Source organism: Nonomuraea aurantiaca (assembly GCF_020215705.1).
Lineage (GTDB): Bacteria > Actinomycetota > Actinomycetes > Streptosporangiales > Streptosporangiaceae > Nonomuraea > Nonomuraea aurantiaca.
This window is the reverse complement of record NZ_JAIWNB010000023.1, coordinates 15,175-37,672: the sequence shown is the minus strand read 5'-3', so window position 1 is coordinate 37,672 and position 22,498 is coordinate 15,175. Positions and strand designations below refer to the sequence as shown.

30 protein-coding genes are annotated in these 22,498 nt (G+C 67.0%); 7 read left to right on the top strand and 23 right to left on the bottom strand.

Annotation, left to right across the window (positions count from 1 at the left end):
* Positions 1-28 precede the first annotated feature (28 nt).
* From LDL49_RS40045 to LDL49_RS39965, 17 genes are all read right to left on the bottom strand, one after another.
* On the bottom strand, positions 29-493 hold the full coding sequence (locus LDL49_RS40045) for a single-stranded DNA-binding protein (RefSeq protein WP_225299576.1): 465 nt from the start codon (positions 491-493) through the stop codon (positions 29-31).
* A 20-nt stretch (positions 494-513) separates the two neighbouring features.
* On the bottom strand, positions 514-822 hold the full coding sequence (locus tag LDL49_RS40040; protein ID WP_225299574.1) for a hypothetical protein: 309 nt from the start codon (positions 820-822) through the stop codon (positions 514-516).
* 14 nt (positions 823-836) lie between these two features.
* Complete coding sequence (locus LDL49_RS40035) at positions 837-1,154, bottom strand: hypothetical protein (RefSeq protein WP_225299572.1); 318 nt, start codon at positions 1,152-1,154, stop codon at positions 837-839.
* 31 nt (positions 1,155-1,185) lie between these two features.
* Positions 1,186-1,404 carry a hypothetical protein gene (locus LDL49_RS40030; protein WP_225299570.1) on the bottom strand — a complete coding sequence of 73 codons (219 nt, stop codon included), beginning with the start codon at positions 1,402-1,404 and terminating at the stop codon, positions 1,186-1,188.
* Between the two features lie 139 nt (positions 1,405-1,543).
* Positions 1,544-3,886: a cell division protein FtsK gene (locus LDL49_RS40025; RefSeq protein WP_225299568.1), complete on the bottom strand. Its 2,343-nt coding sequence runs from the start codon at positions 3,884-3,886 to the stop codon at positions 1,544-1,546.
* A 112-nt stretch (positions 3,887-3,998) separates the two neighbouring features.
* A complete protein-coding gene (locus LDL49_RS40020) occupies positions 3,999-4,961 on the bottom strand; it encodes a hypothetical protein (RefSeq protein ID WP_225299566.1) in 963 nt (320 codons plus the stop codon).
* On the bottom strand, positions 4,958-5,503 hold the full coding sequence (locus tag LDL49_RS40015; protein WP_225299561.1) for a hypothetical protein: 546 nt from the start codon (positions 5,501-5,503) through the stop codon (positions 4,958-4,960). Before LDL49_RS40015 ends, LDL49_RS40020 begins: the two co-directional genes overlap by 4 nt.
* Positions 5,500-5,649, bottom strand: a complete 150-nt coding sequence (locus tag LDL49_RS40010) for a hypothetical protein (protein ID WP_225299559.1) — start codon at positions 5,647-5,649, stop codon at positions 5,500-5,502. The genes LDL49_RS40015 and LDL49_RS40010 overlap by 4 nt, the downstream gene beginning before the upstream one ends.
* On the bottom strand, positions 5,646-6,026 hold the full coding sequence (locus tag LDL49_RS40005; RefSeq protein WP_225299557.1) for an RRQRL motif-containing zinc-binding protein: 381 nt from the start codon (positions 6,024-6,026) through the stop codon (positions 5,646-5,648). Before LDL49_RS40005 ends, LDL49_RS40010 begins: the two co-directional genes overlap by 4 nt.
* Positions 6,026-7,027 (bottom strand): DUF4097 family beta strand repeat-containing protein, encoded by a 1,002-nt coding sequence (locus LDL49_RS40000; RefSeq protein WP_225299555.1) that lies wholly within the window; start codon positions 7,025-7,027, stop codon positions 6,026-6,028. Before LDL49_RS40000 ends, LDL49_RS40005 begins: the two co-directional genes overlap by 1 nt.
* A complete protein-coding gene (locus tag LDL49_RS39995; protein WP_225299553.1) occupies positions 7,024-7,278 on the bottom strand; it encodes a hypothetical protein in 255 nt (84 codons plus the stop codon). The genes LDL49_RS40000 and LDL49_RS39995 overlap by 4 nt, the downstream gene beginning before the upstream one ends.
* Entirely contained in the window at positions 7,275-7,583 is a 309-nt protein-coding gene (locus tag LDL49_RS39990) for a WhiB family transcriptional regulator (RefSeq protein WP_225299551.1), read from the bottom strand. The genes LDL49_RS39995 and LDL49_RS39990 overlap by 4 nt, the downstream gene beginning before the upstream one ends.
* 118 nt (positions 7,584-7,701) lie before the next feature.
* A complete protein-coding gene (locus LDL49_RS39985) occupies positions 7,702-7,875 on the bottom strand; it encodes a hypothetical protein (RefSeq protein ID WP_225299549.1) in 174 nt (57 codons plus the stop codon).
* Positions 7,876-7,972: 97 nt separating this feature from the next.
* Positions 7,973-8,173: a hypothetical protein gene (locus tag LDL49_RS39980; RefSeq protein ID WP_225299548.1), complete on the bottom strand. Its 201-nt coding sequence runs from the start codon at positions 8,171-8,173 to the stop codon at positions 7,973-7,975.
* Between the two features lie 103 nt (positions 8,174-8,276).
* Positions 8,277-8,936 (bottom strand): NUDIX domain-containing protein, encoded by a 660-nt coding sequence (locus LDL49_RS39975; protein ID WP_225299547.1) that lies wholly within the window; start codon positions 8,934-8,936, stop codon positions 8,277-8,279.
* Between the two features lie 117 nt (positions 8,937-9,053).
* Positions 9,054-9,218, bottom strand: coding sequence for a hypothetical protein (locus LDL49_RS39970; protein WP_225299545.1), 165 nt, complete (start codon positions 9,216-9,218; stop codon positions 9,054-9,056).
* 103 nt (positions 9,219-9,321) lie between these two features.
* Positions 9,322-9,477, bottom strand: a complete 156-nt coding sequence (locus LDL49_RS39965; RefSeq protein ID WP_225299543.1) for a hypothetical protein — start codon at positions 9,475-9,477, stop codon at positions 9,322-9,324.
* 246 nt (positions 9,478-9,723) lie between these two features.
* Between LDL49_RS39965 and LDL49_RS59400 the strand changes: the two genes are divergently transcribed.
* The 5 genes from LDL49_RS59400 to LDL49_RS39940 all read left to right on the top strand — a co-directional run bounded on the left by LDL49_RS59400 (position 9,724) and on the right by LDL49_RS39940 (position 14,142).
* Positions 9,724-10,161: a GntR family transcriptional regulator gene (locus LDL49_RS59400; RefSeq protein WP_372470539.1), complete on the top strand. Its 438-nt coding sequence runs from the start codon at positions 9,724-9,726 to the stop codon at positions 10,159-10,161.
* A 267-nt stretch (positions 10,162-10,428) separates the two neighbouring features.
* Entirely contained in the window at positions 10,429-12,072 is a 1,644-nt protein-coding gene (locus LDL49_RS39955; protein WP_225299539.1) for a hypothetical protein, read from the top strand.
* A gap of 36 nt (positions 12,073-12,108) precedes the next feature.
* A complete protein-coding gene (locus LDL49_RS39950; RefSeq protein WP_225299537.1) occupies positions 12,109-13,101 on the top strand; it encodes an asparaginase in 993 nt (330 codons plus the stop codon).
* Between the two features lie 55 nt (positions 13,102-13,156).
* Complete coding sequence (locus tag LDL49_RS39945; RefSeq protein ID WP_225299534.1) at positions 13,157-13,618, top strand: PPC domain-containing DNA-binding protein; 462 nt, start codon at positions 13,157-13,159, stop codon at positions 13,616-13,618.
* 50 nt (positions 13,619-13,668) lie between these two features.
* Positions 13,669-14,142, top strand: a complete 474-nt coding sequence (locus tag LDL49_RS39940; protein WP_225299532.1) for a hypothetical protein — start codon at positions 13,669-13,671, stop codon at positions 14,140-14,142.
* Positions 14,143-14,510: 368 nt separating this feature from the next.
* Here the strand turns inward: LDL49_RS39940 and LDL49_RS39935 are convergent, their stop codons facing one another.
* On the bottom strand, positions 14,511-15,527 hold the full coding sequence (locus tag LDL49_RS39935; protein ID WP_225299530.1) for a tyrosine-type recombinase/integrase: 1,017 nt from the start codon (positions 15,525-15,527) through the stop codon (positions 14,511-14,513).
* Between the two features lie 54 nt (positions 15,528-15,581).
* Between LDL49_RS39935 and LDL49_RS39930 the strand changes: the two genes are divergently transcribed.
* On the top strand, positions 15,582-16,415 hold the full coding sequence (locus tag LDL49_RS39930; RefSeq protein WP_225299529.1) for a hypothetical protein: 834 nt from the start codon (positions 15,582-15,584) through the stop codon (positions 16,413-16,415).
* Between the two features lie 719 nt (positions 16,416-17,134).
* Here LDL49_RS39930 and LDL49_RS39925 read toward each other — a convergent pair.
* Positions 17,135-17,908 (bottom strand): SMODS-associated NUDIX domain-containing protein, encoded by a 774-nt coding sequence (locus LDL49_RS39925; RefSeq protein WP_225299527.1) that lies wholly within the window; start codon positions 17,906-17,908, stop codon positions 17,135-17,137.
* 573 nt (positions 17,909-18,481) lie between these two features.
* Between LDL49_RS39925 and LDL49_RS39920 the strand changes: the two genes are divergently transcribed.
* Positions 18,482-20,119 (top strand): hypothetical protein, encoded by a 1,638-nt coding sequence (locus LDL49_RS39920; protein ID WP_225299525.1) that lies wholly within the window; start codon positions 18,482-18,484, stop codon positions 20,117-20,119.
* 87 nt (positions 20,120-20,206) lie between these two features.
* Here LDL49_RS39920 and LDL49_RS59395 read toward each other — a convergent pair whose 3' ends face one another.
* The 4 genes from LDL49_RS59395 to LDL49_RS39900 all read right to left on the bottom strand — a co-directional run bounded on the left by LDL49_RS59395 (position 20,207) and on the right by LDL49_RS39900 (position 22,497).
* Entirely contained in the window at positions 20,207-20,470 is a 264-nt protein-coding gene (locus tag LDL49_RS59395) for a CHAT domain-containing protein (RefSeq protein WP_225299858.1), read from the bottom strand.
* A 249-nt stretch (positions 20,471-20,719) separates the two neighbouring features.
* Positions 20,720-21,001, bottom strand: coding sequence for an SDR family NAD(P)-dependent oxidoreductase (locus LDL49_RS39910; RefSeq protein ID WP_225299523.1), 282 nt, complete (start codon positions 20,999-21,001; stop codon positions 20,720-20,722).
* A gap of 105 nt (positions 21,002-21,106) precedes the next feature.
* Positions 21,107-21,928 (bottom strand): alpha/beta fold hydrolase, encoded by an 822-nt coding sequence (locus tag LDL49_RS39905; protein ID WP_225299522.1) that lies wholly within the window; start codon positions 21,926-21,928, stop codon positions 21,107-21,109.
* A complete protein-coding gene (locus LDL49_RS39900) occupies positions 21,925-22,497 on the bottom strand; it encodes a DJ-1/PfpI family protein (RefSeq protein ID WP_225299519.1) in 573 nt (190 codons plus the stop codon). Before LDL49_RS39900 ends, LDL49_RS39905 begins: the two co-directional genes overlap by 4 nt.
* Between the last annotated feature and the right edge of the window lies 1 nt (position 22,498).

The window sequence follows — 22,498 nt, the reverse complement described above, 5'->3', positions numbered from 1 at the left end:
CCGCCCCGAGGCAGACCCGAAAAGAGGGTCAGAACGGCGGCGCGTCACCGACGCCGGCGGGCTGGGAAGAAGCCCACGGGTCATCGAACCCACCGCGCGGCGCGGCGCCGTTGCCGTTGCCGTTGTTACGAGCTGCCTTGACGGGCCGGGCGTTGGCGAACCGCAACGACGGACCGATCTCGTCTACGGTCATCTCCATGACGGTGCGCTTGTCGCCATCGTTGGTCTCGAAGGTGCGCTGACGCAGCCGGCCAGAGGCGATGACGCGGGCGCCGCGGGCGAGCGATTCGGCGACGTGCTCGCCGAGGTCGCGCCACGCCGAGCAACGCATGAACAGGACTTCGCCGTCCTGCCACTGCTCCACCTGCTTGTTGTAGGTGCGGGCGGCGGAGGCGATGGTGAAGCTCGTCACCGACAGGCCGGTCTGGGTGACGTGCGGTTCAGGGTCGGCGGTCAGGTTGCCGATGATGGTGATGGTGGTCTCGCCGGACATGGCGGTCTTCCTTCCGGGTTTCAGCGGGCGGTGAGGCGTGCGGATAGGTGGGCGGCGGTCGCGGTGACGAACGTGAAACCGTTACTGGTCGGCCGGAAGCGGTCCAGCAGGATGCGGCGGGTGATGCCGCGCATGTCGTGGGTGGTGCCGTGCTCGTCCGGGTCGGCCAGGTCGATGAGGCGCTGCACTTCGTGGGAGTTGGTCAGGGTCGTGCAGACGGCGTGCCGGCCGTCGATGGCGTCGATCAGGACGGTCCGGCCTCGGGCGCGCGTGTCAGCCCACAGGCTTCCGGGGGTGACGACGTCAAGGCCGTAGATCTTCTTGGGCATGGCAGGTAGTCCGTTCATGGATGGGGCGGGGTCAGGGTGTGGGCAGGGTTGTGCATGACGGCGTCGCCGCAGTGGCCGCAGGAGCGGAAGCGAAGTTCGGGGCGGGTGACGCCGGGCTGCCAGTCCCCCCACCGGTGGCCGTTGCGCTCGCAGTCGAGTTCGGTCACGCAGCGGGGGCAGAAGTCGGGCGTGTCAGGGTTGGCCCATTGCCAGTCGCTGAGCCAGTCGCGCAGTTCGTCCACGGTGCTGGCATGCAGGGTGGGGTAGTCGTCGTCCACCTGACCGCATCGGGTGCAGGTGACGACCAGGCAGGTACGGATGGTGACGCTCATGACGGGTCGGTTCTCCTCCGGCAGAGCGGGGTCAGCGGGTGCCGTCGTGGTGCAGGCGGCGTAGGTAGACGTAGAGCTGCCAGCCGAGGCGGGGCCGCATACCGGTTCCCTCACAGGCGCGGCAGGTGCGGTTCTTGCCACCGGGGGCGCAGCGCCGGCAGACGCCCCACGGGGAGACGTAACACCAGATGGTGTAACCGAGCGTGACGGGTGGTAGGCAGGCGACTAGAAAGGTGATGATGGTGGCCATCTGGGCTCCAGGCGGGGTTTCCGGGGTTTGCACAGGTCAGCATCTAGACGCTAGATGCCTGCTAGATCGCGGTTTCGGCGTCTAGGGGAACCTCTAGACCTAGAGGGGGTGGCCTCTAGATCTAGAGGTGATCGGGCGGTTAGGAAGCCGCCCCGGAACCCCGCCGTTTATCACTCTCGGTGACGGTGGTGAGGATGTCGTCGCGGGCGATGCCGATGCGGTTGGCGCCCTTGCCGCCGCCCTCGGGGGTGCCCCAGACCTGCATGGTGCGGATGCCGTACGGCTTGAGTGCGGCGGTGAGCTGAGCCGTCTTGGCGCCGCCCTCCAGTGCGTCCCATGCGCCGTAGATGTCGGGCCGCAGGTCGGCCAGGCGGGCGATGACGACCTCGTTCCACACCTTGGCCTCGGCCGGCGGCACCACGGCCAGGATGTCGGCCAGCAGGTCATAGCTCGGGGTGAGCTGTTCGGGCGTCTCGCCGAGGGCGTGACCGGTCAGCACGCCGGCTCCCTTGCGAAGGGCGTGGGCGCGGTCGGCGATGAGCTGGGTGGACGGGGTGTTGAGGTAGCCGGACTTGACCACCTTGGGCATCGGGGTGGCGCCGACCAGGTAGCCGGTACCGGCGTCGCCGCCCTTGTCCGGCGGGCCGGGGACGAACAGCGTGGCGCGGATGCCGTTCTGATACGACGACGTGCCGAGGATCATGTCGTTTTCGAGCTGGCCGGCCACCCGCAGGCAGAAGCGGATGGTGACGTTCGCGCTGATGCCGGTGGGCAGGCTGCGCTTGTCCGGGCGCTGGGTGGCGAGGATGAGGATCACGCCGAGGGCGCGCCCGAGTTTGATGATGAACTCGGCATCTTCACCCGCCTTGGCCCCGTACTCCTCGTGGGCGAAGAGGTTCTGGCACTCGTCGAAGATGGCCACCAGCGGGTGCAGGCCGAGTGAGCGTTTGTCGGCGATCGCTCTGGTGACTTTCTTGTCCGGGCACAGGTCCGGCGGTAGCGCCTTCAGGGCGGCGGCGCGGCGCATGACCTCCTTGCGCAGCAGCGTCAGGGAGTCGGCGGCGTAGGCGATGGCCTCGTCTTCGATGCCGGAGACGTAGCGGTGGCAGTTCTGCTCGTGCGGGTCCAGGTCGCCGGTGCCCTTGAGTTCGTGAATCCACAGCTCGGCGGACGGGTCGAGGGCCGCGCCGGAGGCGAGCACGCGAACCGAGGCGGTCTTGCCCTGGCCGGGCTGGGAGCCGATCAGGATGTTCTGTTCGATGATCGGCACGGTGATGGAGCGCCCGCGCGGGTCGGCCCCGAACGGGATGCCCTTGAATACATCGTGCGAGGTGGCCTTGACCAGCGGAGATTTCACCACGGTGCGAGACAGGTCCTTATCGCCCACCCACAGGATCAGCCGTCCTTCATGGACGGTGGAATCGCCCTCAGGCCAGATGCAGCCCAGCGGACGGCGCAGCGCGCCGGACATCCGGTCACGCTTGTCCAGCACGTCGCCCACGGTCACGCCGTGCGGCAGGTCCAGGTCAGCGCGCCAACCGGGGCCATCGCGGGTGATCGGGGCAACGAACCGGATGGCGTCCTTGGGGTTCTTGGACATGGCCTGCGTGATGCCGGAGATGCCCAGCGTGGTCAGGGCGCGGATGACGATGTCGCTGGTCAGCTTCTCCACGGTGGAGGCCAGTACGGCACGCTCGATCAGCGGCCGGTCAGCCGGCTTGCCGAGGATGCCGAGGGCGGCCAGCGCCACCGCGAGGGCGCCCAGTTGGGTGGCGGTCGGCGCGCCGGCCACCATCAGGGCCGCGATCAGCAGCGTGACCAGCACGACCAGCGCGGTAGGGACGCGCAGCCGAACGCGGGAGTCGCGCTGACGAGACAGTTTCAGGTACGCCTCCGGGTCGGCCTTTTGCACGGCGGCCAGCCGTACCGGCTCGCCTTCCAGGTCGAACGTCCAGCGCACCATGCCGCCGACCAGCCTGAGGAAGCCGCGCGGGGTGCGGATGGCCAGCCGGCTGGCATATATCGGGGTGCGGAAGGCCTGGTAGGCGGCCACGTGGGCGTAGTGGTTGCCGAGCCAGCCGAGGGTTTGCAGCGCCTCGGCGCGCGAGCGTAGCCACAGCGGCACCACCGGGCGGCGAGTGCGCAGCTTGGCTTCCAGCTCGGCGCGCCAGTCGCGTTCCTCCTTACCGTCCTGGTCAACCCGCACGGCCTGGCCGTCCAGGATCGGGCGGTCGGCGGCCGGGGCGGGGCTGGTCGGTTCGGGGTCGTCATCGGACCTGTAGGGGTGGCGGCCGGCGCGGGCGGCCTCCAGGTCAACGACCTGCGCCCCCTTGCCGCCGTCCTGTCCGTGCTCAGCGGGGGCGGGGGCGACTTGGTCGGCGATCCATTGGACGGGGTCATCCACCTTGCGTCCATCCTGGTCGGTCCAGGTGGGGCGCGGCGGTTCGGGCTGGTCGGCGGGGTTGAACGGGTCATGCGTCATGATGGGATCACCTCGTGTGCGTTGCAGCGGGCGGGGTGGCAGGGTGCGGTCGACGTCTTGGCGGATGAGGCCGCACCCTGCGCGTTTGCGTGGTGAAGGCTCGCGTAGGTCATCACGCTGCCTCCGGGGCGAGGGCGTCACGGACGGCTCGGGCGTCGTCCATGCCGCAGCGCAGCGCGCGCTGAATCTTGTAGGCGCTCGGGTGGGCGGGCAGGTCGCCGGTCGTGATGAGGACCTGTGCGCGTTCGATCAGTGGGGCCACCTCGGCGGCGGTGCGTCTTACGCGATCACCGGTGTTCTCGCTGTACGTAATGCCGGTAAGTCCACCGTCGGGGGTGTAGTTCAGCCGGGAGAACGCGGCCAGGATGATCGGCAGGGCGGTGACGATGGCCACGGCCACGATCGGCCCCAGCACGTGTAGCACCAACCGCGAGAGGGTGAAGTCGTCGTCGGTCCAGGGCAGGTACGGCCAGGCGTTCATGCCGAGGGTCAGGCCGAGGAACAGGTACTCGGTCCGGATCAGCTTGGGGTCGTTGAGCGGCTGTCCCTGGGTGCCGAGGTAGGCGCGAGCCCCGACGACGACCAGCAGGGCAATGGACATGAACGGCTCGACCAGCCATGCGAACATCCAGGCCGGCGACCACGGTTCGGCGCCGTCGGCGGCGAAGTGCTGCACGCCGGCGGTGGACCAAGCCAGCGCCAACGTCAGCGCCACCATGGCGGCCGTGATCAGCAGGCGCCGCATCCGCGCGGCCTGCCAGGCGCGCATCGCCGGATCCTGCCCGAGCCGGTGCAGCCGGGCCGCCTCGTGGGCCTTCCTGCGGCGCTTGCGCACGCGGGGAGTGTCCAGCAAGAGCGGTGTGTCGTCGGTTTGGAGCGCGGCCAGGTGACGGGCCTCGGCGACCTCGGCGCGCAACTGCCGTACGCGCTTGGTCTCACCCATCTCTTCCGCCTCCTCCAGGTCGGCGGGCGGCGGGTGGATCGGCGGTGCGGGTTCGATCAGGTGGCGTTCGATCTCGGCCAGGGCGCGGGAGATGTCCTCCGGGTCGGGGGTCGGATTAGCGATGCTGCTCATGCGGCTTTCCTCCAATCGGTCTTGTCGGTGCGGGTGGGGATGGGGTCGCTGTTCCACTGGCGGCGCAGCCGGTGAACGGCGGCGATGTCGGGCAGGTCTTTCGGGCGGCGGGCGCGCTGTTTCCAGGCCAGCACGTCGCCCAGACGCATGAACGGGATGCCGTCGATCAGGTCGGCGGAGGCGATCAGGTAGTCGGTCGGCCAACCGGGCGTCCACCGATCGACGAACTCGATGGCGGCGCGCGGGTGATTGACGACCAGGCCGTGACCGGACAGGGCCACGCTCGGCGGCACGCCGAGCGTCAGCACCTTTAGCCACGCCGGGCCGCGAGCGAGCACGTCCAGGTCACCCATGCGGGCGCGCAGGCCGCGCACGTACAGGGCGGCACTGCCGCACACCACGTACTCACCGAGCGGCAGCGCCAGGCGTGCCAGCTCGGCGAACAGGCCGGCCGGGTCGGTCACCATGATGGGTGGATCGGCCACGATCGACAGTCGGGGCGCGATGGCCTCGGCGGGTGGGCAGATCGCGATGCCGTTCACGACGATTCCAGGTGGGTGATGAGGTCGTCCAGGTCGGTGGCGACCGTTTCGAGAATGTCCTGACGGTTGCGGTGTTCGTCGTTCAGCTCGGTCTCGATGCGGTCGCATAGGGCGCGCAGCTCGGCGCGGATCTCGGCGGTGTTCATGCGGCGACCTCCTTGGCGCAGTCGAGGCAGGTTCCGAGGTGGCGCAGCAGCACGTAGCCGGCATCGCGCAGGCATTCGGGGCAGGTGCGGCGGGCGGCGTTGGCCTTGCCGAGGGCGACGCGCTGACGCGCGGTGGCGGTGCGCTTGGGCAGCGCGAACCGCACGTCGTACAGGTAGGCGGCGCGGACGCCGGGCGCACCATGGCGGCGGGAGCGCCACAACACCTGTGCCTGCACACCCTGCCCGCCGGGTCGAAGCCCTTCGGCGGTGAGCTGCCGCAGCGTGAGCAGGTGCGGCGGCGCCATCCGCCATGGGTAGGTGGGGATGCCGTAGCGGTCGCCGGCGGGGTCCCAGAAGGCGGCGCGGATGCGAGACATCAACGCCTCCACAGCAACGAGCCGAGGGCGATGGCGGCCAGGAACGCCAGCCACGGCCACAGCAGAAGAAAGACGGTGTTCACGACAGACCTCCTGTTGGTCAGCGGTGCCGCCGGGCGGCGGGGGCGGGCGGGGCCGGCGATCGGGCGCGGGGTGCGCACGTCGCCGGACACCGAGCGGGCATCGACGGTCAGGGCGTTCTCGCCGGTGGCCGCGGCCAGCTCGGCGGGGGCGGTCACGCGGATGTCGCCGGATGTGGAGTTGGCGGTGACGTGGCCGGGCTCGGTGGCGTGCACGGTGATGTCACCCGAGATCGTGCGCAGCCGCGCCGAACCGCCGAAGTCGCCGATGCTGATGTCGCCGGAGGTAGAGCCGGCGGTGGCGCTGTCGGTCCTGCCGAGCCGGATGTCACCGGAGACGGTGCGCACCTCGGCCTCGTCGGCGTAGTCGGCCGACACATCGCCCGAGGTCGAGGAGGCGCTGAGCTTGCCGCAGGCATCGATGCGCAGGCTGCCGGAGACGGAGGCGAACTGCGTCCACTCCAGTTCGCCGCTTGTGGTGACCTCGCCGGTTTTGGTGTGCACGGCCAGGGCCGACCCGCGCGGGAGGCGGACCACGGCGCGCACTCCGGGGGTGGCGTTGACGCCTCCGCCGATGTGTACGGAACCGTCACCGCTGATGGTGATTCCGGTGATGGTCGTGCCGGCGGAGACGTGGCCGAAGTTCTGGACGACCATGCGCCCGCCGCGACTGACGATGGTGGTACCGCCGTCCGGGGTGGGTACACGAACCGTGATCTTCCGTACCTCGGCGGTTAAGGTCGCGTCAGCGACGGCCCTGGCGGCGGGGCTGCCGTCCGGGGCCGGGGTGGACAGATCGATCTCGGCGCGGTCGATATCACCGACGCGCACGTCAATCTGCCCGTGCGGCATGTCCAGAGCGAACACGACGGGGCCGGCGATCGGGGCGGACAGGGTCCGCTGGGTGGTCAGGGTGGTCATGGAGAACTCCATTCAGGTGGGGTCAAGCTCGCGGGGCGGACGTGTTCGAGGTAGGCGGCAGCACCAGGTGCGGCGGCCAGGACGTAGCGGGGCTGACGGGGGATGCGGTAGAACGCGGCGTCGGCATCGGCCGCGTCGCATTCGGGGCACTCGCAGATGTCGGCGATGACGTACTCGCCGTGCTCGTGGGTGAGAGAGCCGTGATAGCGGACCCGAGTCCCGGAGGTGTAGGTGCCGGGCGCGCGCATCACGCCGCTTCCGGCAGGCCGCCGGAACGCATCACGTCCAGCTCGGCGCCCAACAGGGCCAGCTCGCGCGCCGTGCGGCCGGCCCACACGCCGGAGGTCGGGCGAACCTGCATGCTGTACAGCTCGCACCGGGCGCGCACGGGGCAGCCGGCGCACACCTCGCGGGCCACGTCCTCACGGGCGGCACGCTCGTCGGCCGGTTCGATCTCGCCGGCCGGGCCGGTGTGCAGGTCCGGGTCGTAGACGCACTCCGCCGTGGGCGGCTCGTGGTCGATGCGCCACGCTGCCGACCACTGTTCAGGCAGCATGCGCGACGGGTGGATAGGGCGTTCGCGGTGAACCATGATGGTGCTACTCCTTCGGGAGTCGAGAAGGGGGCGGCTCAGGTCTTGGCGGATGGGGGCCGCCCCCAGCGGGTTGGGGAGATCACTGCCTGATGGCCTTGACGAACTCGGCGAACTGCTGGGCACCGGTCACGATCGCCTCAAAAGCCCACTTGAACGCCACGGCGGCGCCCTGCGGGTCGGTGAAGAGGTAGATGACCATGCCGATCACGACCAGCGTGGGCAGGAACCGAGTCAAACTCTTGGCGGGCTGCATGAGGGAAACTCCCTTGGCTTGGTGAACCCGGCAGAGCAGCCGGAGCGCCCCGGCAGGGAGTCGAACCCTGCCTGCGACCATCGGGGCCGATTGGCAATTAGGCGGTGGTGTGGGGCGGCTCCGTGAGCACGCCGTCTTCGCTGGTGTGGATCTCGTAGTCGAACTCGACGCATTCGACTCGGTAGCCGCCGTGCTCCGCTGACACCTGCATGGGGAAGGTGCAGTGCTGCGGCGGGTTGGCCAGGTCGATCTGGCTGCCGGTGTGCAGGTCGCTGTCAAAGTCGGGGGTCGGGAGCATGGGGTGTCCTGTTCGTCGTTGGGTAGACCCGGCAGAGCAGCCGGAGCGCCCCGGCAGGGAGTCGAACCCTGCCTGCGACCATCGGAGCGGTAGAGCGGCCGAATCAGCCGAGCAGGTCGCGCAGCATGGCCACATGGGCGCGGAACACTTGACCGTCATAAGAGGTCTTGAGCTGGGCGACCAGGTCGGTGTAGCTGTTTGCGCGCACCCACGCGGCGCGCTTGGCGTCGTCGGCACCGACCACGGCGGGCAGATCGACGGCGAACAGGGCGCACAGTTTGAAGGTGACGGGGACGGTGACCATCCACGCCTCATCGCTGGCGCGCGGGTCCGGCACGTACCGTGCCGGAAGCACCTGACGAGATGTGCTCGACAGGTTGAGGCAGGTCTCCTCTGCGAGTTCGCGAACCGCCGCCACCTCGGGATCCTCTCCAGGTTCCACGTAGCCGCCGGGGACGGCCCAGCCGTGCCCGTCTGAGCGTTCGACCATGACCAGCCAGCGGCCGGTCTGGGTGTGGGCGGTGACGACGGCGTCGGCTGCCACCTGCTCGCCCCAGTGGCCCAGCTCGTTGCGGCCATAGCGGACGCAGGTCGTCTCGCACGGGTTGACCGGTCGGCCGTCGATCACCTGGAACGGGATCGCGGCGGCGGTCTGGCGGGGAGTCCAGTCGATCTGTGTCGGGTCAGTCTGCGGGTCCGCCCAGCCCTCTTGAATGCCCCGGTCGAACACGTCGGGGTGAGTGAACGTCACGCATGCGGTCATGGTGGGATCCTTTGGTCGGGTTGCGTGTGGATCTCGGCATCTGTGCGCCGGAGCGCCCCGGCAGGGAGTCGAACCCTGCCTGCGACCATCGGGGCGGTAGAGGAGATCGGATGCGGGTTAGCAGTCCCAGCACGGCCATGGGCCGTTGCCGTAGACAATGACCGTGCGTTCACGCAGGTCACGGCGCAGACGTCGCATAGCCGCGATCCAGTTCGGGCAGTCGCCCACATGCCTTTCGCTGCCGTCCGGGTTGTAGAACTCGATGGCCTTGCGCCGTTTCATGAGTCGAACCCCTTTGAGGTGGGCTGGTTGCTGGCAGTGCCCCGGCAGGGAGTCGAACCCTGCCTGCGACCATCGGGGCGAAAGATTTGGTAGGCCGGCGTGGTCAGCCGGGGGCCACTTCGACGTAGACGCGGACACTGGGCTGCGCAGGCGCCGAGGGGCATAGCCCTTTGATCGCGGCAATGCAGAACGTCTCGCGCAGGGTCAGCACGGCATCGGCTACCTCGGCAGGCGTTCCGGTCAGGCGGATGGACAACATCGGCACTCCCTGGGTGTGTGGGACAGAGGTACGAGCGGTGGAGGGCGCCCCGGCAGGGAGTCGAACCCTGCCTGCGACCATCGGGGCGAACCAAGCAATGAGAAAGTGCGCAAGGCCGAACGCCCTGCACAGGCCGCCTTTTCGCGGGAGGCGGTGGCCCTTCGTCGTCACTGTTGAGTTCTCAAACGATCAAGTGCTCCAGCCCGTCGGCGCGCGGCTTGTGCCGCCTTCCCAGATCTTCCGGCTGTGCTGATACGTGCCAACTTAGCTAGTACTGTGCTAGCACGCAATAGGTCGCTACAGGACACTTACGGTTTAGGCGGGTACGCTGGTCAGGTGACGATTAGCGACAACGACCCCCGCCCCCCATACCTCCAGCTAGCGGACGCTCTGCGGAAAAGCATCGAGTCGGGCGAACGTGTGCCAGGCAGTCGCTTGCCGTCGATCCGGGACCTTGCGCGGGACTACGGCATCTCAGCTCAGACCGTCCAGAACGCCCTCCGCGAGTTGCGGACTGAGGGACTGGTGGTCGCCCAGCAAGGTCGGGCTTTCTTCGTTCGGGATCCGAGCAAGGAAGGTGGCCCTGAGCCCGCCCTCTCGGCACGCGTATCGATCCTGGAGGCCACCGTGAAGGACCTCGCCAATAGGCTTACGAAGCTTGAGCAACAGGCTCAAGACCAGTGACTATGCTCCCGGCAGCTATATCAATCCCTCATGAGACTGCTAAGTTCGACCGACTAAGCAGTGTGTCCCGTTCCGTAACATTTCCGCCCCCTTCCTCCTGCTGTGGCGCGGCGTTCCCTGCGCCACATCAAGGAGACCGCTAAAGGCCAAGGCATATCGATGGCGTCTCACGCGGCACTGAAATGGCAAATCGTCTAGCGACGGCGGCAGCGAACAGTTACGGTTGCCGTGCTCCGTGCAAAGTCCATAAAGACGCAGGCGGAAGGCATGGCGGTGACCACCAAGACCAAGGTCAAGACGCCCAATCCCGTACTCCGCCGCATCCGTGAAGAGGAGCGGCGCGAATCGCGTGAGGAGTTCGCGCGAGCGCTGGTCGCTATTGCTGGCACGATCGGTGAGCATGGCCTTGCCTGTGACGCGCGCCTGGTCGCGCGCTGGGAGGACGGAGAAGTCGGGCGACCACGTCCCGCGTATCAGCGAGCCTTGGAGGCGTTGACCGGCAGGAGCTTCGATCAGTTGGGGTTCCGGCGCCTAAATGCCATCGAAGTGCCATCGCAAGATGCGCTTGCCCCCGAAAGACTGTCCTTCTACGTGGACGAGGAGGGGCAGGTGTGGGCGAACGTTGACCGGAGGACGTTTCTCGTGGGGGGCAGTGCAACCGCATTGCTCGCACAGCTAGGAACGGACTTGCCCCTCATCGGCGGGCCGAATGATCTTTACGGCTTCGCTGGCCACGCCAAAGCGAGATGGCCTGATCTGAAACTCTCGCGACCGACGCCGGACTTCGGTGTAGATGCCACGGCGCTACTTCCTGACGGTCGCGCCATGGAGGGCGCAGTTTTGCGCATGCAGTTCCATGCGGGCAGTACCTCCGGGGAGCGCGTCCTGACGAGACTGACGAACGCCCCCCGATGGGCGGAATTCTCGCGTGCGACAAGCCGCGGGCTCGTGGTCGCCGCCAATCGATCGGCCGGCGAGTCGCGGTTCTTCGCGATGGATGCTCGGGAGGCGCGACGGCGACTCGCGCAATCTCCTGACAGCGACACCATCGCCATCCCCGGCGCCTACGAGCTGGACGATTTCACGTACGGCCTGCTGTGGGCGGCGGCCAGCCTTGACGATGGCCTCCAAGCAGACGATCAGGAGCTTGCTATCTCGCGTGAGGAGCTTGCACAGTACGAGGCGCTCACCTCCTCAGCAGTCAGTCGTGAGGCGGCTCCGGACCTCGGAAGGGTGTCGCATGCTTGGCTCGGTTCTGATTTCTGTGCCCGGCATATCCTGCGCAACCTGACCAACCTGCCCGAACTTCCAACCTTCTGGACTCGTGAGCAGCGTGGCGAGGAGGCATGCTCATGGTTGCTGTTCGACCACAAGTACGCCTATCTGCGTGCGGTTCGCAGTACAACCGGAGATCAGGCATCGGTGCGGATGTTCTGCATCCCACGCGGAGCCGTCCAGGATTCGCCGCGCCATGAGCGTGTTCTGCTCTTCGTGTCCATCGCGTTGATGGAGGCAACGGGGATTCACGCCAAGGTCTGCGATGATCCCGCGTATTCCAATGTCGAGGGATTCGTCCTCGGCGGCGGGCAGGCGATCCTTGCCAACTGGGTCCGCGGCGCGGGCATGTGGCACGTGGACACTACCCAGCGCGTCTCCGTCCTTCGTGAATTCCGTGAGGCTACCGGTCAAGTCGGCGCGCATTCCGTCATCGAAGCTAACAGCCCTGCGGAGCGGCTTCGCGCGCTGGCCGCGTATCTCGAACTGGACTGGGCATGGCTCGTTACCCGATGCCGGGCGCTCGCTCACGTTGGCACAGCCGGACTGTTGCGGCCTCGCAGCCGATTGATCTCGGTTGCCGGTATCGACGCTGCATGCGCTTTCGTCAACGACATGGGCCAGAACGTCGCTTGACTGGCCACGTACTCCGACCTGTAAGAAGGTTCCCTAATGACTGCCCCTGCCCGCGTAGCCGTGTTCTCCCTGGGCGGCACCATCGCCATGGTTCCCGGAGCCAACGGGGTTGTGCCCACGTTGACCGCCAAGGAGTTGCTTGCGGCTGTTCCGGGGCTCGACAACATCGCTGTCGAGCTGGACGTGCAAACTTTCCGGCAGCTCCCTGGCGCGTCGCTCTCCTTCGCCGACCTCATCGAGCTTACGGAAGCGATGAAGGGAGCGGTGCTCAACGGCGCGGCCGGCGTTGTGGTCACTCAGGGGACCGACACCATCGAGGAGACCGCCTACGTGCTGGATCTCTTGTGGGAGGACGAAGCTCCGGTGGTAGTTACGGGGGCGATGCGGAACCCGTCCATGGCTGGCGCGGATGGCCCCGCCAATCTGTTGGGCGCGATTCGTACGGCCACGAGTCTTTCGGCGCGTGACTTGGGTTGCTTGGTCGTTTTCAATGACCAGATCCACGCAGCGCGCTGGCTCCGTAAGACCCACACCAGCAGTACGGCGGCGTTCGTTTCGCCGAATCACGGACCGATCGGCCACGTGGTCGAGGGCCATGTGGACGTCCCGTTGCGTATGGCGAGAGGGCCGATCCTGACGCCTGACACGTGGCGCACGGTCAAGGTCGGTCTGTTCACTGTCGCGCTGGGCGACGGTGGAGAGCTTGTTTCAACCATGGGCCAAGAGGTCGATGGTCTGATTGTCGGCGCTTTCGGTGTCGGGCATGTTCCCGCGGGCATGGTGCCGGCGCTGGCCAAGCTCGCGTCAGTCAAGCCCGTCGTGTTGGCCTCGCGGACGGGCGCCGGTCCTGTTCACGAGCAAACGTATGGCTTCGAGGGGTCAGAGTCCGATCTGCTGGCACGCGGTTTGATCCCAGCGGGTTACCTTGACCCTCTGAAGGCGCGCATTCTTCTCTATCTGCTTCTCGCGTCGGGGGTTGGCACCAGGTCGATCAGGGAGACGTTCGCGGAAGTTGGGGGTCGTGGATGAATTCCTGATAATTCGATGAATGAGCACATTTAATCTTTGAAAGAATCGAGAGCGTATGCGAGCCCGCGAGCTGACGACCGGACGTACTTTCGGAGTCACTTTCGACCACGGCGACGACTTCATGACCGCCCTGGCGAAATTCTGCAGCGAACACGGCATTCGTCAGGGCTACATCCCCATGTTCATCGCGGGCTTTGCCGAAGCCGAGATTGTGGGTACTTGCGAAAAGCTTGAAAACCCTGAAGCTCCAGTGTGGACCAAGGTTCACCTGACCAACGCGGAAGCCATGGGATGCGGCACCATCGCGGCGGCCCCCGAGAAAGGCGGTATCCTGCCTCACATCCATGTCGCCCTTGGACTCAAGGAGCGGTCTGCGATTGGCCACACGAGTCACCTCCTGTCAGCCCAGGTGCAATTCCTAACTGAGATGCTCGTGGTCGAAGTCCTCTCACCGTCCATGACGCGGCCCCGGAATCCAGAACTGTACGACGTACCACTCTTGACCTTCGGGGAATGACGTGTCGCGGAGGGCGTGACTAAAGGAGCGAGGACACCTACCGTAAGGCCGTGGGGATCTCATGGTTTGAGAAGTTACGCGCGTGGCGCCGAGCCAAACTCGCAGAGATCGACGCCAACCCCTACGGGATACCTCCCAAACGGCCGACCATTCATCGGGTGGCACTCGCGGCGGTCGTCGCAGCGGCGTGGATCCTCTGGGTTCCGTGGCCCTACGTCGCGCTCAGGCCCTACGACGATTGGACCTTGCTACTTGCGCCCGTAGGCATCGGGGCCTTCCTCGCAGTCCTTGCGATGATGAGCTGGCTTCCTCTCCAGTCCCAAGGATGTGCCAATTGGGTAGGGCTCGGCTTCACGGTCATCGCCATGGTGGTCACGGGACTGGACGGGGGCAACGACGTGGGTGGCCCCGCACTCGCCATCGTTGCGGCAAGCCCTGCCGCAGCGGTCGCGTGGGCTCTCCCTCTGTTGTGGCGGCACAGCAAGACTGATTGGTGGGAGAGGGAGCATCCCGACACCGACTGAGCGATCAACAGCTCTCTAGCGGAGCGCCGAGAAGCCCGTAGACGGCCGTTCGCATGTCGGTGCGATATAGGTAGATGGGTCCGGCAATTGATCTCGCCACAAGCCAGCGCGTCCATGATCATGCCAAATACGTGCGCAAATCCGGGTTCACTTACTACCGACACCCTCCCCCACCTGCACAAATACGCATCGCGCAAGCCTGTCTCATAATCCGTGGGTCGTGGGTTCAAGTCCCACCCGCCCTACTCACCAATACCGCGTTCAACCTGGGGTTTCTCGGTTCTCGTTGGCCTTGAATCTCATTTTTGATCATGGTCGGTTGCTCGGTGGTTGCTCTTGTGTACGGACCGTGTATCGCGGTAGATCATTTAGACCGCCACCGTCACCTCAGACCCCTCGACCATCCGAAGATCGAGCCAGAAGGCCTGCGCAGCGCCGCTGGCCAACGGGGGCTGATACCCGGTCAAGCCTTGTGCAAGTGGGCTCGTCTTGGGGGCCAGGCCGCTGGTGACCAGCGGAGAAAAGATCCGCTGCTTCTCGGGCGCTCTTCTCGGCCCGTTCCAGCGCAGCTTGGAGATCGATAGGCTGCGCTGCCTGTGCGACAGCCCTTGAGGACGAGAGAGGCAGGCCCGCCGGAGGATCGGCAGGCCTGCCTGGGTTCGACGGTTCAGGTGGTGGTCTGTCAGGTGTGGGTCGGCAGCGTGATCAGCCGGGCCGTTTGAGCGCTGCCGGCTGCGGTGTTGACCAGGGCGGCGGTCGATTCTGCGGCGGCGCGGGCCACTTCCGGGTAGACGCTGGTGTAGGTGTCGCGGGTGAAGGTGGAGGAGACGTGACCGAGGGTCTCCTGCACGACCTTCAGGTCGACTCCCGCGGCGAGCATCAGCGAGGCGGCGCCATGGCAGGTCGTGCAGCCGCACCGGTGGCAGCCCCACCAGGAAGGCCAGCTGGTAGAACTGGTCGCTGACCTGCTGCGGGTGCAGCGGCCGGCCGATCTCGTCGGTGAAGACGAACTCGCTGTTCGTCCAGGCCTCTCCTGCGGCCAGCCGTTCGGCAGCTTGGCGCTTGCGATGCGCGCGCAATGCGGTGACGGTGTCCTCATCCAGGGCGATGGTGCGGTCGCTGGCCTCGGTCTTCGGCTTGCCCTGCACCGGCTCCCAGCCCAGCTGGGTGATCTGCCAGTGCACCCCGGCGGTCCCAGCAGCGAGGTCGACGTACTTCCAGCGCAGCCCGACCGCCTCGCCCCGACGCAACCCACGCAGGGCGATCAACCTGTATAGCGCGGACAGCCGGTGGGTGGCCGCCTGGGCGAGGAAGGTGTAGGTGTGCGAGGGCGTCCACACCATTACCGAGGATGGCCGGGGCACGGACGCGTACACGTTGATCATGGCGGCGCGGCTGAGCCGGGCCCCGCGCTGCCGCTCCTCCGCCGCCAGCCGATCATGCAGGTCGCGGTTCCAGTCGGCGACCCGCTCCTCGGTCCATACCAGCGCCTTGGGACGGTCGGCGTCGGGAGTTCGACGACCGCGGCGGGGCTGAGCCGGCACGAGCTCACCCAGTCACCCGACGACCTCGACCGTGCGGTCGCGATGCTGCGACAGGCCCGGCACAGTGCCCAGGCCGGCGACCCTGGGCGCGCGGCCTACGAGCCGAACCTTGCCATCGCCCTGCATAGGCTGTCCCAGAGCACCGACGACCTCACATCGGCGCTGGCCCACGCCCAGGCGGCGCTGTCCGTGCTGCCGGCGGGACACCCGTTCCAGGCGGCGGCCGGGCTGAACCTCGGCATCGTCCATGAGTCGCTGTTCGACCGTACGGGTGACGAGCGAGAGCGTGACCTGGCCGCGCAAGCCTGGTCTGCCGCGGTGGCCGAGTCTGGTTCGCCGCCGGGCAACCGGGTGGCGGCCGGGCGCCGATGGGCGGAGCTGTCGGTCCGTACCGGGCATAGCCAAGACGCGGTCACCGCCTACAAGGCGGTGACCAACCTGCTTCCACTGCTCGCCTGGCGTGGCGTCGCCCGCGCCGACCGGGAACGGTTACTCGCGGGGCACCGGGGGCTGCCCGGCGCAGCCGCTGCCGCCTGCCTCGATATCGGTCGGCCCGACACGGCGGCGGCGATGCTCGAACGCAGCCGGGCAGTGCTCTGGACGATGGCGGTGCAGACCCGCGGCGACCTCGACCGGGTTCGCGCCGCCGACCCCGTGCTGGCGTCGGCTCTGGAGCGTGTCGGCGCTGCGTTCCAACATCCGCCGAGGGCGGCAGTCGATCCTGGCTGACGTGGTCGTGTGGTCCAGTGAAGGAGCACGCCATGGCACATCCAGTTCCCGCCGCAGTCGCCACCGGCGAAGCCCTCGCCCACATGGGCGACTATCGCCGTAACAGCGATCTCACCGCGCTCTCCTCAGCGACCGATCGATTCGGCGCGGCTGTCGAAGCCACCGGCCCTCCTGGTCGAGCCGGCGACCTGGCCGGGCATCTGTCCAACCTTTGGCCAGCGTGGCGACCGACCGGTTCACCGCTATGGGCGACCGCATCTTCCTCGACGAGACGATCATCGCTGCGAGGCACGATCGAGAATCTGGCACCCGACCCCAGGACTGGCGGGGCATCTCTTCGAACCTCAGCGACCGGAATCTGCTTGCCTGCACGACGGACCGCCGACGATGACCCGACGTCTGCCAACTGGACCTGAACCACGTCGACTTCGTCTACCTCTCCTTATACGAAAGCGGCGCGGCCGATTTCGCTCTGCCGGAGGAGCCACTGCACCTGGCGAGAGCCCTCATGATCGCGGCTGCCGCTACGTGATCGCGATGTCGCGAACCGTTATGAATGAGAACGCTCTGCGGGGTCGCGGAGCTGTCCTAGCCGCTCCCGGCCACCACGACGGGACGGGACGGCAGGCACGCAGCCCACACCGCGCTACGCCGATCCCGCGGAAACTTCCCCTCTCCTGCTAGGCGGCTTACGCGCACTACGGTGCCTGACATCCGTCTCAGGCACGCGCGACCGGCGGGATGTCCTGACGGTAGCGGCGGGTGCCGAAGAGGAACGCCGACTGCGGGCCGATGAACAGCTCACCGTAGCGCCCGCCGACGATGTCCTGACTCGAGGCGAGGATCACCCGCTGGTCGTTCGCGTCCCGCCCGCTATCGAGGAGGCGGCTACTCAGGCGGGAGGCAGCCTCGTCGCCGGTTTCCAGGTCGTACACCTCGAACAGGCGCACCTGCCGGTAGTCCCGGCCCGGCACCTTGCGGGGCGGCTCCGCTACCCTGCGCACAAACCGGAACGCCAAGCTCTCCACCTCTGCCCTCAGATCGGGGTAACCGATCTCAGAGAGCTCCTCGCGCAACTCGCGACGCAGACATTCGGTGGCCGACTCCCGGCCCGATCCGCTGTGGAACCAGCGCAGGAAGGACGCAAGCCGACGTGCGGGTACGAAGCCTCGCAGGTCACGTTGCATGACGCCGGCGTGGGCTGCGCGCAGTTCCTCACGAAAGGAGAAGCGATCCAGGTGCTGCTGGGCGGAGTGGTGAAACTTGACGACGCCGCCCGGGGGCCCGTAGGACCCCGGCGTGTACGGTGTGTGGAACAGCACGTACCGGTCGCCCTCTTTGATTCGTAGTAGCGTGCTTAACGAGACCCTGACGGTCCCCACCGGCATCAAGACCACGGTGAGGATGGCTAGATTCTTGCGATTACGCCAGGCGAGGGTGCCGATCCCGGCGATCACGCTCGCGATGAGACTAGAGATGATGCCAATGATCATCGCGACTCCGGCTCTTCGCTCCGCGGGAATGGAGCGCGATGCCAGCTTGACATAGCAGGCCTGCGTGGAAAAGACCATGACGTTCGATGAGAGTTGGCGAAACCGGTGTGAGCGACGAGCACTCTCCATCCCTCTTACGTGACATACACCGGGTCAGGAAGACTCGCAGCAAAGCTGACACGCGTTGTGAATGGCGAGGGCGGGCAACGGGGCTCGATCAAGAGGTTCGGCGTAGATCTCCGATCCTGTCAGAATCATAAGAGACACCGTTTCTGACCTGCAATTTTTGGTGCTCTTAGCCGATCTGTGGACTCTTGCTGGTTAACCCGGATTGGTCGCTCCGGTTCATGATCCAATGGCACTTATCCTGATCATGAACGGTGGCAGCAGTCGTCGTTGCCTTCATCCTGGGAGGATGGCGGCGCCCCCTAAGCCGAGCACAGGCCACAAAGCCGACATCGCACACTCCGCGTGGACGGTTCAGTGGACCGTATATCAGGGTCCATGCCATTCTTCCAGCGGATAGTCTGGCGTCGTTGACGATCGTTTCGCCTCCCCCTAAGGACGGGACACGTGGGCTTGCTCTCCGGTGATGGATGGGAGGAACTGCCGGATCACGTCCGTACCGGGCTCGATGACTGGTGCGCTTCGCACGACGGCGAAATCAGGCTCGTCCGGTGGTTGTCCGGCGGGCTCAGCGGTGCGCCCCTTGGTGTGATCCGCTGGTTCGAGCCGGGGAACGAGGATCGCCAACTGATCGTCAAGTTCCTCCCAGATGGTCCGGAGGAGGCACGGCTGACCAGGCGGGCGCTGAAGTTGTCGCCGAAGGATTTCAGACACCGCCATCTGGTGGAACCGAACAATGACGCGGTGCCCGTGGGCAAGTGGTGGATGCTGCACCTGCGGATCGCCGGCGGCGATCTGTCCATGATGAAGCCGCTCGCTGATCTGCCTCAGGAAGCCGACTTGGCAAAGATCTGCGCGGTCGTCATTGGTTCCGTCCTCAGGGACTGGAACCCCACCTCGAAGCACGCCTCGGACCCCCTGACAAGCTGCCAGTACGTTCGCAGTCACCTCGGCGCCAAGCTCGCTCCTCAGGGCGCCCTGACGCTGTGGGCGGCCCGGAACGGCCTGTCGCCTGCTGACGACTGGGTGGCAGGCGATGGTCTCGGCTGGCTGCCCAATCCGCTCGCTCTTGCAGCGAACCGGCCGTTCGAGGGGACCGACAGCACAGTCTGGGTCCAGCGTGGTTGCGCTCACGGAGACCTGAACGCGCGCAACGTGGTGCTGCGCCCTGATCGCCCGGACGAGTTCAGGCTGATCGACCTGGGCAGGTTCGCCGACGACGCGCCGCTCGCCCGCGATCCGATGCACCTCCTGCTGGCGATGGCCAGCGAGTGGGTCAAGGGGTTCACCCCGGGCTCGGCGAATCGTGCCGCTCTGATCCGGGCGATCGTCGCTCCCGCGGACACCGACAGTGCCGCGGTGATGGGTTACGCCGCCGTCGCAGGGGCCATCCGCAACGCGGCGCAGGAGTGGGCCGACAACAGGGGATGGGGCGATCAATGGCGCCTGCAGGCACTACTCTCCCTCGTCGGTTGCGGACTGTTGTTTACCGGACGGCATGAGATCGGGGACAATCGGCGGTGGTTCTTCGATCTGGCCGCATACGCTACGCAGGCGTACCTGAAGCTCGCCGCGCCGGTGGCGGGAACGGGCCCGCCTCCGCCGGGCGCCAGGCAGGAAAAGGCAGGCCGAACCGCTCCTGCCGGCTTTCCTCGGGACCGCGCCCTGATCGACCGCGCGTTAGAGGGACAACTCGTCTACTGGCAGCGCACTATAGGCAACAAAAAGGGGCTCGTCGAGGTCGTGATGCGCTTGCTGGCCGACGACGCCCTCTTCATCCGGCTCGCACCCTGCCGGCTCTCCGGAGCCACCCCAGGCTCCGGTGTCATCGCGCTGAGCGACCGGCACATCCATCTGGCTGACATCGATACGAGCTATCGACCGTCAGGGGTCGTCGCCATAGCGTACGGCGATCTCGAAGACATCGTCGTCCACCACGATCGCAGGCTCGGTCTCTTGGATACGGCCGACATCGGGCTCTTGGCCTCCTCGGGCCGGTTCCTCGCTCGCGGGCTGCTTCGCCAGCAGGCGGACGCGATGGTGCACGACCTGGAACAGATGACAGGGCTGCGCCATCACCGCTGACCACGAAGCGGAAAGGCGTTGTCGACCGTCATGGGCCGAAGTGGAGATGCGATGCCCAGATGCTGGGACTGTCCGGATAGCGATTCCTCAGTTGCCGAACAGTGTTGTGGGGTGCGAGGGCGGGGACGCCGCTGTTCCGGACCTCACGGTAGAAACCCTCCGCCACTTCTGGCGCGACGCTGTCGCGATGGGCCACAGCGTGCCGATCACGTGTGTGAAGCCCGCGAGTTGCAGCGCGGAGGCGATGTGCACGGACTCGTCGAGCAGTTCGACGCCGCCGAAAGCAGTGGTGCACGCGGACAAATAGGCGAGATAGCCGTCGTCTATGACGAGAGACGTGAGCTCATCGATCGACAGGCCGCCTGTGGCGCGTCAAACTCGCGCGCGGGGGTCTGATCTGGGGTTTCGCCGATCGAGCCAGGCGGCTCGGTAGTACTCGTTGATCGCTCCTGCGAGTACCTCGTGGCGTTCGATCATTGTGGGTGCCGGAAAAGCGCCGCCCGCTTTGGCCTGATGTTAGCCCGAGAACGATCGCTCTCGTTTGAGCAGACGCTCAATCGCTTTGAGCGCTCGCCCAAGGTCAGCGTAGGAGCCATCGCATCACCACAGCTCTGGAGACGGTGGCGAGATTTGAAGCGGTACAGGAGATTCTCGCGAACGACAATCGTCCTCCCGTGCTGCTGACTGCACGATCGCGCCGGACCGCCGTGTCCGCAGGTGGGGAAGGGCGGCGCGGGTCAGCGCGGCGGGGCAGAAGAAGCGGACCTCGAACAGGGCCCGCTGCTCGGCCTCGCCGGTTTCATCCACAGCACCGACGTGGCTACGTCCGGCGTTGTTCACGAGGATGTCGATGCGACCATGCCGAGCGATGACCCCGGCCACTGCCTCGTCATGGCCCGGGTCTCGGGGAGGGCGCTGGCTTCTGCGCGGATCACGCCTGCTTCATGCTGATCTGCTTGAGCACGGGCTGCGGACCTGTCGCAGCAATTAGTGACCTCGTTCCCGGCCGAGGAAGCACGACAGGAGTCGCCTGAAGTCGTGCGGGTGCTCGAGCGCCGGCACGTGCCCGCATCGGCCGAGCACGTACAGACGGACATCGGCCAGGTGTTCGAGCAGGGGCAGGGCTGCCGTCCCGAGCGGGGTGACTCGGTCCTCGGCGCCGTGGACGAGCAGCACGGGCGCGCGGACCCCTGCCAGCGTTTGCGCCGAGAGGGTGAGCTCGTCGGCCCAACGTGCCCTAGGTGGAGGGAACAACGACGCGAATGCGGCCGCCCCCGCTCGCATCGCAGCCGCACGGGCAGCGACGGCCGACTCGGTCACGAGCGCTTGGTCGAGGACGAGGCGACTCAACATGTCTCGTGCCCCGAGCGGGCCGGCGGGGGCGGCCCAGACCGCGTCGAGCTCGGCGGACAGCGGCGCCCCGGGGGCGCCCATCGTCGAGACCGCCACGACACGGGTGACCTGCTGGGGACGCGCGGCCGCCAACGCCAGCGCCACGGCACCGCCCATGGAGTGACCCACCACGGCGTAGTGCTCGACACCAAGAGCATCCATCAGGCCCGCGGCCTGCTCCGTCCACAGCCGGAGCCCACCCCTGGAGCCCGCCGGGATTGGTGTACGGCCGAACCCCGCCTGGTCAGGAGCCACCAGGTGCCAGGACGTGCCCAGCGCCTGTGACGTCGTCGCCCAGGCGCCGGATCCGGTCGTACCGGGTCCGGAGCCGTGCAGCATCAGCACCGCGGGCCCGGCGCCGCTCTCCAGGACGTGGACGGGGGAGCCGTCGACTGTGACGGTCCGAAGTGCCGTCACCGAGCCGATGCGGAGGTAATGGACTTCGAGAAGACCTCCATCATCGCCCTGCCGAATTGCGGCATGTCGGGCCACCCCCGGCAGGAGACGAGGTTGCCGTCCACGACGTCGGGAGCGTCGACGACCGTCGCGCCCGCGTTCTCCATGTCACCGGTGATGGGGGGGAAGCACGCCGTCCTCCGACCCTTCAGCAGCCCGTACACAGCCGGCACCTGCGCGCCGTGGCACACCAGGGCAATCGGGAGGTCGCGCGCGAAGAAGTGCTCGGTGATGCGCCTGACGTCGGCGTCGACCCGGATCCACTCGGGGGCACGTCCCCCAGGGATGATAAGGGCGTCATAGCGCTCGACGTCGACCTCGGCCCAGGGCACGTCGACCGGCAACTTTCGGCCGTTCTTCTCCACGTAGGCGTCGGAGTTGGGGTCGAACTCGTGGATGACCAGCTGAACGTCACGCATCGTCCGTGACGAGACGTCAACGTCCCAGCCGCCCTCCTGCACGCGATAGTAGGGATACATGGTGTCGAGCTCCTCGGCGGCGTCGCCGGTCAGGAGCAGCGCTCTGGGCACC